At 46.9% G+C, this 12,590-nt stretch carries 8 protein-coding genes; 2 read left to right on the top strand and 6 right to left on the bottom strand.

Annotated features, from left to right (window positions below):
* Positions 1 to 76: 76 nt before the first annotated feature.
* Positions 77 to 640 carry a YeeE/YedE family protein gene (locus tag PP178_RS12800; protein ID WP_272594750.1) on the top strand — a complete coding sequence of 188 codons (564 nt, stop codon included), beginning with the start codon at positions 77 to 79 and terminating at the stop codon, positions 638 to 640.
* A complete protein-coding gene (locus PP178_RS12795) occupies positions 637 to 1,050 on the top strand; it encodes a DUF6691 family protein (protein ID WP_272594749.1) in 414 nt (137 codons plus the stop codon). Before PP178_RS12800 ends, PP178_RS12795 begins: the two co-directional genes overlap by 4 nt.
* Here PP178_RS12795 and PP178_RS12790 read toward each other — a convergent pair.
* From PP178_RS12790 to PP178_RS12765, 6 genes are all read right to left on the bottom strand, one after another.
* The gene (locus PP178_RS12790; protein ID WP_272594748.1) at positions 1,047 to 1,802 is read right to left on the bottom strand and encodes a glycoside hydrolase family 16 protein; all 756 of its coding nucleotides are present in this window, start codon (positions 1,800 to 1,802) and stop codon (positions 1,047 to 1,049) included. The genes PP178_RS12795 and PP178_RS12790 overlap by 4 nt on opposite strands.
* Positions 1,803 to 1,807: 5 nt before the next feature.
* Entirely contained in the window at positions 1,808 to 4,048 is a 2,241-nt protein-coding gene (gene bglX, locus PP178_RS12785; protein WP_272594888.1) for a beta-glucosidase BglX, read from the bottom strand.
* Between the two features lie 177 nt (positions 4,049 to 4,225).
* Complete coding sequence (locus tag PP178_RS12780) at positions 4,226 to 5,857, bottom strand: glycoside hydrolase family 16 protein (RefSeq protein WP_272594747.1); 1,632 nt, start codon at positions 5,855 to 5,857, stop codon at positions 4,226 to 4,228.
* A gap of 11 nt (positions 5,858 to 5,868) precedes the next feature.
* Positions 5,869 to 8,025, bottom strand: coding sequence for a hypothetical protein (locus tag PP178_RS12775; RefSeq protein WP_272594746.1), 2,157 nt, complete (start codon positions 8,023 to 8,025; stop codon positions 5,869 to 5,871).
* Between the two features lie 21 nt (positions 8,026 to 8,046).
* Positions 8,047 to 9,519, bottom strand: coding sequence for a RagB/SusD family nutrient uptake outer membrane protein (locus PP178_RS12770; protein WP_272594745.1), 1,473 nt, complete (start codon positions 9,517 to 9,519; stop codon positions 8,047 to 8,049).
* Between the two features lie 4 nt (positions 9,520 to 9,523).
* Positions 9,524 to 12,544, bottom strand: a complete 3,021-nt coding sequence (locus PP178_RS12765) for a SusC/RagA family TonB-linked outer membrane protein (RefSeq protein WP_272594744.1) — start codon at positions 12,542 to 12,544, stop codon at positions 9,524 to 9,526.
* Positions 12,545 to 12,590 lie beyond the last annotated feature (46 nt).

Raw genomic sequence — 12,590 nt, 5'->3', positions numbered from 1 at the left:
CGCAGTAAATCCGGATGTTACATGGGTTACATAAGACTAGGGAAATACGAGTATATTTGCATCTAAAATTTCACCTATGGATCTCATTCTTGAACCCTGGCCCTGGTATGTCTCCGGACCCCTCATTGCCCTGGTAATGTTTCTCCTTATTTATTTTGGCAAAACCTTTGGTATGTCTTCTAACCTCAGAACCTTTTGTTCTATTGGAGGTGCCGGTAAATATTCTGATTTTTTCCGTTTTGACTGGAAAGCGCAGCGCTGGAACCTCATGGTGGTACTTGGTGCAATAATCGGGGGCTTTATCGCGGTGACCTTTTTGTCTGATGGATCACCAATAGACCTGGACACGGAAACTGTTGCTGATTTGCAGCAATTGGGTTTTAATGGAATTGGTGACACTCTGTTACCTCCCGAGATCTACGACTGGAACGCAGCTATCAGTATTAAAGGGCTGCTGATTCTCTTGGGTGGGGGCTTCCTCGTTGGTTTTGGAGCCCGTTATGCCGGTGGATGCACTTCCGGTCATGCTATCACAGGTTTAAGTAACCTTCAGCTTCCATCATTGATCGCGGTAATCGGGTTCTTCCTGGGCGGTCTGTTAATGACACATTTATTACTCCCTATAATCTTTGGCTCATGAAATACCTGAAATTCTTTTTCGTAGGTATCTTTTTCGGCATTGTCCTGGTTAAATCTGAGGCAGTATCCTGGTACCGGATTTATGAAATGTTCAAATTCCAGTCCTTCCATATGTATGGCATCATATTTTCTGCTGTCATCCTTGGTGCTATTGGCGTTGCCCTGATCAAAAAGTATAAAATGCGCAGTATTGAAGGAAAAGATATCCAACTTCCACCAAAAGATCGGTCTGTTTCCCGTTACCTGATCGGAGGTTCTATCTTCGGACTGGGCTGGGCATTAGCCGGTGCATGTCCCGGACCTATGTATATCCTCCTGGGTACAGGTGTCTCTACCATGCTGGTCGTTATAGCGGGAGCTGTACTAGGTACTTTCGTTTACGGTGTTTTCAGGAGCAGGCTTCCACATTAAGGCTGGTAAACACGGATATAATCGATTACAAATTCCTGGGGAAAAATGCTGTCGTCTATTTCCGGTCCACCAAAATTCCCGCCGACCGCTACATTGAGCAGAAGGTAAAATGGCTGATCAAAGGGCCACACTTCTTGTGTGCGCTCTTTGGGGTTAAAGGAGTAGACGGATTTACCATCCACGAAGAACTCGATTTTTTCCGCACACCAATCTGCTGCATAAATATGAAACCCTTCCTCTATGCCTTCAATTTTCGTTTTACGGGTATTAATGGTGTTTCCATGACTGTCCTGGGTATGCAATGAAGTAAAGACGACCCCGGGTTCTTTACCGATATACTCCAGGATGTCTATTTCCCCGCTTAAGGGCCATCCTACCTCATCAATATTTGAACCGAGCATCCAGAAGGCAGGCCATACACCTTTTCCCCTTGGAATTTTTGCACGCGCTTCTACCCTGCCGTATTGGAAATCAAATTTATCCTTGGTGGTGATCCGGGCAGAAGTATATATACTGTCTTCCTTGCGAACCGTAATGTATAATTTCCCATTTCTCAACTCATGGTTGTTCCGGGTATAGATCTGCGGTTCATTATTCCCCCACCCACAGAGTTCCGGGCAGCCATCACCGAGAGCGAACGTCCACTTGGACTCATCCAGCACTTCACCTTCAAAGTTTTCCTCCCAGACCAGGGTATCATTCTCTCCACCCTTGCAGGCGACGAGAAGGAGTAATAATATCAAGTACCGCATAATTTTTAGTTGTAAGTAAACCCTGCTTCCATAGTAGCATTAGAACTACCCCCGACAAAAACTTTAAAATCTCCGGGTTCTGCCTCCCACTTCTCGTTAGCGGTGTAATAGCTGATCAGTTCTTTATCCACGGTAAAATTTACGGTCTTGGATTCCCCGGGTTCCAGCGTCACCAATTCAAATCCCTTTAGCTCGCGGACCGGCCTGGTTACGCTGCCAAAAAGATCCCTGATATACATCTGGGCTACCTCGGTACCGGCATAGGAGCCGGTATTTTTCAAGTTAAATGTCACGGTAATCGATCCATTCCCTGAGAAAGAGTCATCACTCAGTCTAAGATCACTGTATTCAAAATCCGTATAACTTAGACCATATCCGAATTCGTAGAGAGGATCATTGCTTTCATCGATATAATGTGACCAGAATACCAGGTCCGGAGCCGGGATGGTAGGCCTTCCTGTATTCTTATAATTGTAATAAATAGGAACCTGCCCTACGCTTCGAGGAAAGGTCATCGGCAGTTTACCGCTCGGGTTATGGTCCCCGTACAATACTTCTGCTATGGCATTCCCACTTTGCGTACCCAAATGCCACACCTCCAGGATAGACGGCACATTCTCTGCAGCCCAGTTAATGGTCAGTGGCCTGCCGTTCATTAAGAGCAATACGATATTCGTATTTACTTTATACACCTCTTCTAACAGTTCTTGCTGCAGCCCGGGCAGATCAAGGCTGGCCCTGCTACGACCTTCGCCGGATTGAAATCCATGTCCTCCCAGCACCATAAGCACCACATCTTTTCCTTTAGCGGCTTCTACGGCCTCTTCTATTCCTGTCCGGTCCGAAGTATTGATCTTGGTCTCCTTGATAAAGCTGGCCTCTTCGGTAATCAGGTCCACCCCTTTGGCATAGGTAATCTCGTTCCCTTTGTAAGCCTCTAGTCCTTCGAAAACTGATACCGCTGTATTAGCATCCGCAGCTAAACGCCAGCTGCCCAATGGGCTATCCTTATCCGCCGCCAATGGCCCGATCAGAGCGATTTTCATGCCCGATTTCTTCAGGGGCAGTAGCTCTGTTTCGTTTTTTAGAAGAACGATGGATTTTTTGGCCATATCAAGGACCAGGTCTTGGTTTTTCTGGCTGCCGATCACTTCTTGCTCCCTTTCCGGATCACAATAGCGATAGGGATCGTCCATGAGTCCCAGCTCATACTTTACCCGGAGAATACGCCTTACTGAGTCATCGATCAGAGCTTTATCCACTTTACCTTCCTCAACCAGGTCTTGCAGGTGTTTTACATAGAGATAAGATTCCATATCCATATCAGAACCGGCATTGGCTGCAAGCAGGGCAGCGTGTTTGCCATCTTTGGCATAACCGTGACTGATCATTTCACTCATGGAGCCCCAGTCTGAAACTACAAACCCTTCATAACCCCAATCCTCTTTCAAAACCTCGCGCTGCAGGAACCTATTCCCTGTTGCGGGAATACCATTTAATTCATTAAAGGCATTCATAAAAGTCTTTACATCCGCTTCTATAGTGGCCTTAAATGGGGGAAAAATAACATTGTGCAGGGTAGAGGTTCCGACATCCACGGTATTGTAATCCCGACCTGCTTCTGAAAAACCATAACCTGCAAAATGCTTGGCACAGGCCGCCACCGTATTTACTGCAGAGAGATCGTCTCCCTGGAAACCTTTAACCCGGGCATACCCTATTTTAGCGCCCAGGAAAGGATCTTCCCCGGCACCTTCCATCACCCTGCCCCAGCGTGCATCCCTGGAGATATCTACCATGGGTGCAAAGGTCCAGTTGATACCGCTAGCAGCTGCTTCTTCTGCCGCAACCCCAGCCGATTTCCGGATCGCATCCAGGTCCCAGCTCGCCGCTTCCGCCAATGGGATCGGGCTGATGGTTTTATACCCATGAATAACATCGAAGGCGATTATGAGTGGAATCCCCAGGCGGGTTTCTTCCACCGCGATCTTCTGAACTTTCCGTACTTCTTCCGTACCCTGCACGTTGAGCATAGAGCCTACCATCCCTGAACGCAAGTGTTCGTATTTCTTAGCCGCATCTCCTTCATCCGGGGTCGGACCAGTAACATCCCAGAACCCGTTATATTGATTCATCTGCCCTACCTTCTCTGCAAGGGTCATCAGCCCAAGTAGGGAATCAACCTTTTGTCCAATTTCATCCGATTTGGCGGATACATCCTGCGCGTAGGTGAAGTCGGCTCCCATTAAAACCACTAGGAGCCACAAGTAAACTAAATTTTTCATTTTGAGATGTTTAGACTTTAATTTTCTAAATTAATCATTCCGTCGTAAAATAATCCTTGCGGCTTGGTATTCCCGGATATTAAAAAAGGCCGGTTCGAGGGCCGACCTTTTTATGAACAAATAACCAAATCAAATATATTATTGGTATACCCTGATATAATCCACTTCCATGGTCGATGAAGTGAATGCAGGATCGATGGCTCCTCCAAAGTTACCCCCCATAGCCACGTTCATAATAAAGAAGAAATCTTTATTGAAAGGCAGGGAGCCGTTATTCTCTAGTGTACCATATACAGTTCCGTCTACACTGAATTTAATTGCAGTAGCGTCCCACTCTACCCCATATACATGGAATTCATCGGAGGCGGTAGGGATAGTGGTTGTGACCGTGCGGGCATTACCTGCAAAATTAGCAGGGTCGTGGGTAGAACCATGGATGGTATTCTGCTGATTACCCACATGTTCCATAATATCAATTTCCCCGGCGGCAGGCCAGGTATTGGTCTCGAAATCTGCGCCCAGCATCCAAAGCGCAGGCCAGGTGCCACCGCCGGATGGCAGTTTGGCACTGATCTCTATTCGCCCATACTGAAATTCCTGTTTCTGGTAAGAAAGCAGGCGTGCCGAGGTATAGTCACTTCCCATAAAGCTTTCAGCTTGCGCAGTGATCTTAAGTACCCCGTTTTCCACGATTACGTTTTCCGGGCGATCAGTGTAATACTGGGATTCCCCGTTGCCCCATCCATTATCTCCTGTTCCGATATCATAGCCCCAGTTATCCGGGTTCGGAGCACCATCTACGTCAAATTCATCAGCGAAGACGAGTGTATCAAAGGGGGGGTCTGCACCACCGTTCCCGGCATTGGGATCAAAATCTTCCGGCACAAAGGTGTGGTACCAGTACAAAGGATCGTCCCCGTTGAACGGCTGACTCGTCCCCCTTACACTCAGTTTGTTTTCCGATAGTTCAATGATCTCGTACTGCCCGGGGATCACGGCGAAGTAACTCAGGAAACTGTCTCCTATATCTAAAGTCCTCGTACCATCACCATTATCAATTATCACAAAGCTATTGGTAAAATTAGCCTGGTCCGTGATATCCCTGCATTCATCAACAAATTGTTGCGGGGTGGCATCCGGGAAGAAACGATTAACCTCTGTCCAATTAATGAAAGTCAGGTTGTCTGTGCCCGCCTCCAAACTATACGAATAGTTGTCATTCTCATCGTAACTGAAAACCAATACATCATCATATAAGCATGGGTTTAACTGGTCCGGGCTGGCACTGAAGAACTCGGGGAAATTATTGGTCAAAGGCCCTACTCCAAAATGTCCTGCCTCGCTTTTATTCCACACCCATCGCTTGGTTCCGTCACCAGCGATCATCTGCAGGGTTTCGTCATCGATAAAGAGTCGGACATCTAAATCCACGCGAATTGTAGTACTTGAAGATATACCTCCGGTTCCATAGGCTACTACCGTAATAGGCTGAACATACTGGCCGGATCTGGTATACCTGAAAGATGCACTATCCCCGGGATTCAGGATCACCGGGTCTGCCCCTGGATTAAAGAATACCTGGAAGGTGAGCACGTTTTCAGCGCTGGGGGTTACGGTGACATTCCCAGACTGGTCTTGCGCTACTGCCGCATCCACAGAGAGGTTAGCAGGAGCTTTAATCGCCTGAAGTTCCGGGATGTCTTCCTGGCAGGAGAACAGTATAAAACATATTCCCATCAACCAACTATATTTCTTGAATTTCGCTATCATAGCCTTACTTTTTATTGTTGAGTGATATCATCCATGTAGAATGTTCCTGCTGTTGTACCCGGACCGTCTACAAAAATAACCATAGTGCCATACTGCCCAGTGGGTACAAATGGTTCCCCTACACCTTGATTTCCGTCGATAAAGCTTTTTACAGCATCATTAGCGAAGTCGAAGGTGAGTACTTCCCACCCGGTTCCGCTGTGATTAGCGGTTACCTCGTTCTCACGCTCCCCGTTAATACCTCCTTCAAACTTCAGCAGTACCGGCACGGGAGTATTGGCCCAGAACAGAATGCTGATGGTTTTATTACTACCGCTGAAATCTACCGGGGTATCTAAATTAAATGCTCCACCTTCCCAGTTCACACCGGCATTGGTGATTGCACCCACTTTAGAGGCCACTGCATTTGCACCTGACAGGTCAGGGTTATCCACCACCTCGTAACTGGCGCCATTGAAGGTTCCAAAGTCGTAGTTGACCAGTTCACTGTCAAAACTGATCGGTAATCCCAATGGCTCTGATGGAATTATCTGTGTGATATCGTCCATATAGAAGGTTCCCGCAGTAGTTCCGGGTCCATCGACAAAGATGACCACAGTAGAATACTGCCCTGTAGGTACAAAGGGTTCACCAACTCCCTGCGATCCATCGATAAAACTTTTGGTCGCATCTGTAGCGAAATTGAACCTCAGCACTTCCCAACCGGTACCCCCGTGGGTAGCCACAACTTCATTCTCACGCTCACCATTAACGCCCCCCTCAAATTTGAGAAGTACGGGTACAGGTACATTAGACCAGAAGTTGATAGTGATCATTTTGTCTTCACCACTAAAATCTATCGGGTTACCCAGGTTAAATGCGCCACCTTCCCAGTTGACCCCGGAATTAGTGATCGCACCAACTTTAGAGGCTATCATATTCGTTCCGGACAGGTCCGGGTTATCTACTACTTCGTATGAAGCCCCGTTAAAAGTTCCGAAGGCATAATCCACCATGGGATCATCAAAATTAATAGGTATTTCGAGTGCTGTCATTGCCGGGGCTTCCTGTTCAATATCATCAATATAGAAAGTGCCGGCCGTTGTTCCCGGGCCATCAATAAAGATAACCATGGTTGCATACTGCCCGGTGGGTACAAATGGTTCTCCCACACCTTGCGTTCCGTCTATAAAGCTTTTTACGGCATCATTGGCGAAGTCGAAGGTCAGTACTTCCCAACCGGTACCACCGTGAGTGGCAGTTACTTCGTTCTGCCGTTCATCATTCACCCCGCCTTCAAATTTTAACAGCACCGGGACAGCTACTGTTGACCAGAACTTCATGCTGATCGTCTTATTATCCCCGCTGAAGTCTACCGGGGTACCCAAGTTAAATGCGCCACCTTCCCAGTTAACCCCGGAATTAGTGATAGCACCAACTTTAGAAGGTTCTGTATTGGCTCCGCTTAGGTCAGGGTTCTCTACGACTTCAAAGGAAGCACCATTAAAGGTTCCAAAGGCGTAGTTCACTGCCGGATCGTCAAAAGTTATTGGTAAGGAAATAGGATTAGCAGCCCCTGTGATCTCCACGTCTTCGGTCACCTCCACGGTTGTGGCACTTGCTCCACGGGCGACCACCCTGACTGGATAAGTACCTGCTTCGGCGTATACATATATGGCGGTCTCCCCGGCCATAATAGTGGTTGGCTCTTCATTTTCCACGTCCCCGTAATAAATATCAAATACTGTTGCATTGTCTGCCGTCGGCGCTACACTGATCTCGAATGGATTAGTATCTGATACCGAGATGTTGGCTGCCAGGTTAGACGGAGGGGTAAAGGTAATGTTGACAATCCTGCTCAACTCACTGGTCAACCCGCTTGGACCTACCGCGACTATTCTCAGCGTAAATTCACCTTCGCCATAGACATGGGTAACCGTTTCACCCGGGGCCGCCTCTTCCGGTGTCTCGTTTTCAACATCGCCCCAATAAATTCTGAATACTGAAGCACCGGCCGCAGTTGGAGTTACGGTCACTGCACCTGAATCGTCCTGGGCCACATCAAAACTGGCTTCAACGTTGGACGGGGCAGATATATCCTGTAAAGCATAGGATACCTCTTCTTGTGTACACGCAGTAAACAGGTTCACAACCAGGAATAATGCGATTAATTGCTTTATACTTTTCATCTGTTCAAAATTTATTATCTGTTAATACCCGGGGTTCTGTTCCCAGCGATTTCCTGCTAATTCTATTTCTATGGACGGGATCGGGAAGATCTCGTGTTTACCGGCGGTAAAACCATCTATTGCCTGTGCTGCCCTGCCTGTTCGGACCAGGTCAAAGAAACGATGACCTTCGCCTACCAGTTCTACCCTTCGCTCATTATAGATCGCGGTCGTAAGTTCACTGCCAGAGGGGGTAATACTCGCCAGCCCTGCCCTGTTCCGTACCCGGTTAAGGTATTGCTGGGCCTTGGCCTCATTGATTCCTCCTCGATTATTTGCTTCGGCCGCCATTAATAACACATCGGCGAAACGAATGGCCCTGTAGTTATTAGGGTTGGTAAGGTTGGCATCCCCTGTATTCAGGTCACCCTGCCTGGCGATATACTTGCGGTTGTAGTACCCGGTATGTTCAAAGCCTTCTACATAGGAGACTTCCGGGTTTGCTGCGGCCCAGGCCTCTATATCCAAGATAGCAACATCCCTGCGCTCATCGCCATCTTCAAAGGCATCGTACACCTCTTGTACAGGAACGTTGAAACTGAAGCCCGACTCAAATACTGGTCCGGAATAGTTCCGGATACCGTTAAAACCGACGGCAACATTACCTTCGCTACATTGTAAGCAACCAAAACCGGCTCCTTCTATGTCCGTGTATTGTACTTCGAATACCGACTCTATATTGTTTTCATTATCGTTCTCAAACATGGTCGAGTAGTCCTCTATCAGATCATAGGGACCATTATTAATCAGGTCTTCCAATACTGAAGCGGACTCATTGAACTTATCCTGGTAGAGGTATACTTTTCCTAGCAGTGCCTGGGCCGCACCCTTGGTAACACGGCCTGTTTCCTCCTGTACATAAGGCAGGTTGGCTGCCGCAAATTGCAGGTCGGCCTCGATCTGGGCATAGACCTCAGATTTTGGTGTACGCTCTATGACATCCTGGTCCCCGAATAGAATTCGCTGGTCCACGGCCAAGGGGACATCGCCGAACCATTTCACCAGTTCAAAGTAGTAATAGGCTCTCAGGAAGGTAGCCTGTGCAAGTACTTCATCTTTCCCGGGGAAATCGGTCTTGTCCTTAAATTCGAGTATATAATTGGCCCGGTTCACTCCTGCGAACATCCAGCTCCAAATGTCCCTGAGCTGGGCATTTACGGGGGTATGGGTCATGTTATCTATTTCCTGTATGCCGGGTACATCTGTAGCGGATTCTCCCCCGGCCAAAGTGTTATCCGAAGCGATCTCACCCAGCATGACGTTGATGTAAGTAGATTGCAGAAGATCATATGCGGCTATCAGTGCACTCTGGTAATCCTCCTCCGTATTAAAAAAACTTTCAGAATCCTCATCAAAAGAGGCCACGTCTACAAAATCATCACTACAGGAGAACGGCAACATCGTCAACAGACAGAAGAGCATCGTATTTCTCAAAATGGTATTGCGGATCTTCATAGTTTTAAAATTTAAGATTTACACCTAAAAGATAGGTTCTGGGTACGGGATAAAAACCCTGGTCTATCCCGGCTCCGATAGGAGCTCCGGAAGAAGCACTGGGATCATATCCTTTATATTCTGTCAAGGTAAATACATTGCTTGCAGACAGGTAAAAGCGCAATTTTCTAATGCCCATGTCTTCAACGATCTTTTGGGGCATGGTATATCCCACCTGCACATTCTGAAGACGAACAAAGGAGCCATCTTCCACATAAAAATCAGAGAACAAGGTATTGGAGGTAGCTCCTGTTGTTACCCTTGGGTATGTGTTGGTACTCCCCTCTCCCGTCCATCGGTTCAGGGTATAGACTGACCTGTTTACTCGAGGTTGATTTCTTTCGTAATTCCGAACGATATCATTCCCCACCGACGCAAAGGCATAGGCGGTAAAATCGATGGCCTTATAATTTAAAGACAAGTTGAGCCCCATTGTTGCATCCGGGATTGGATTTCCTATGTCTGTACGGTCGCCGGAATCGATTACTCCATCCCCGTTTATATCCACGAACCTCAGGTCACCAGGGGCGGCGTTAGCCTGGGTGGCGTGAGCGTCTACCTCTGCCTGGTTCTGGAAGATTCCATCCGTCTGTAATCCATAAAAATAACCCAAGGGTTTTCCATCTTCCATCCTGGCCGGTGGATCCTGACCAATTCCAAAGGAACCTCCGGGAATAAAGCCGACACCATTATTGACAGAAATCACCTCGTTCTCCAGGAAGGTCATGTTGTAGTTAATATTGTAATAGAAATCCTTAGAGGCATCACTGTTATAACCTATGGCAAATTCGAATCCTTTGTTCTCTACCGTACCGGCATTTACCGTGGGTGAGCCCGAACCCGGTGCAGCTGCTCCGAGTATCCCTGAAACAGGAGGAGACACAAGCAGATCTTCGGTACGCTTCTTAAAGTAGTCTGCGGTGATATCCACGCGATTATTAAAGAGCTTCATATCTACCCCTATATCCAGGGTCTTTTGTTCTTCCCATTGTATCTCGGGGTTAGAGATAGCTCCCACGGCCTGCCCGAATAATAATTCACCGCCAAGGACATAGGCTCCTTCACCGGATAAGACAGAACGGAAGGCATTCCCTCCAATCCTATCGTTCCCAACGATACCATAACTAGCTCTCCACTTCAGGAAGTTTATGATATCACTATCCTGCATAAAATTTTCTTCAGACATGATATAGCCCACAGATCCTGAAGGGAAATAACCGAACTTATTCCTGGGACCAAAATTGGTAGACCCATCACGCCGGATGATACCTGATAACAGGTATTTACCTTTATAGTTATACTGTAGCCGGGTGAAGTACGAGAGTAGACGCGAATCAAATTTCCCCGCCGTATTAATGAAATTATCCACTACATCAGAAGAGTTGGCGAGGAATGCATTCTGGAAATCATTATCCGGAATATCAAAGCCTGTCCTCCCGGAGAACAGCCCAGTAGTCTTGAAAACAGACATACCAAGGGTTGCTTGTATATTATGATCTTCGGCTATAGTTTTTTCGTAATTAATAAAGTTATCCCAGGTAAAATCCCTGAAAAGGTTTTTTCCTTCAACTACAAAGTTCCGGTCTATATTGAAAACTTTTCCTGAACCATAGAATACCTCCGGGGCAAAGAACCTGTTATACACCTCCGCGTAATTAAACTGGAAATTGCTTTCTACCGTAAAATCATTGAAGAAAGTATAGCTGCCACCAATTTTACCACTGATCCTATCTACGTCGTTCTCATTGTAAGTATTGCTCACCTGCGCTATTGGGTTGATCACCTCATTCCCCAAACCTTCTGCCAACGTAAAACTACCGTTCCGGTCTCGAACATTAAATGTTGGTGCATTATTAAGGGCGTTGAACAGCACTGATCCCAATGCATTTTCCGGCAAGGTCTTCCGGTTAGTCCCCGTATATAGAAGATTGGTCGTCAGCTTAAAATTCTCAAATAGCTCGGTGTTAAAATTGATCCGGGTTGTCCATCGCCTGAAATTAGCTTTGGGTCCACCTACAATTCCGTTTTGTGTAAGGAATGAACTTCCGAAGGAATAGGTCGATTTTTCGCTACCCCCGTTCACGGTAAGATTGTGATTAATAATTGGAGCCTTCTGGAAAACCTCATCCTGCCAGTCTGTACCCTCGCCTAAACGGGATACATCCGGAAAAGGGGCTGCTGAGCCCCCAGCGGTAAATGCCTCATTTAAGATCAGGGCATATTCCGTAGCATTCAACACAGGGATTTTACGCGTAGTTTCCTGGAAACCCGCATAAGCATCATAGTTGAATTGCAGATCTGAATTTCGTTTACCGGTTTTGGTCGTAATCAATACTACCCCGTTTGCCGCTCGTACACCGTATATTCCGGCAGTGGCATCCTTTAAAATATTAATGCTTTCAATGTCGCCCGGGTTGATTACACTCAGGTCTTCAATTACGTTTCCATCAACAAGGATAAGTGGCCTGTTATCACCATTGGTCGAGATTCCACGGATACGTATGTTAGAGCCTGCACCCGGCGAACCGGATTCTGAAGTGATCTGAACCCCTGCAACTTGTCCCTGTAAAGCTTGTTCTACCCGGGTCGGATTGAGTTCCTCTATAGTTTCTGATCCTACAACGGCAACTGCCCCGGTAATCTCTTTTTTGGTCTGCGTTCCGTATCCCACTACAACGACCTCGTCCAGTGCACTGACATCCTCCTGCAGAATTATGGTCATGGCACCCGGACCCTGCACGGTTACTTCCTTACCCAGGAAACCAATGGAAGATAAAACCAATACGTCCCCGGTCTTAATATTATCAATTGTGAAATTCCCATCAAAGTCGGTCGTTGTTCCGCGAGTGGTGTTCTTTATAATAACATTGACACCCGGTAAAGGTTCATTTAATGTAGCATCCCGCACTACACCACTTAGTGTGAATTCCTGACCCCAGGTCATCGAAGTGGCAAAAACCAACAGCAATACGTAAATGTGCTTCATGTGTTGTAGTATTTGAAATCTCAATGTACTGAAAAGAAATACTCAA

The organism is Zeaxanthinibacter sp. PT1 (assembly GCF_028464225.1).
In the GTDB taxonomy this organism is placed as follows: domain Bacteria; phylum Bacteroidota; class Bacteroidia; order Flavobacteriales; family Flavobacteriaceae; genus Zeaxanthinibacter.
Note: the sequence above shows the minus strand (reverse complement) of the source record. Positions and strands in the feature narration are given on the sequence as shown.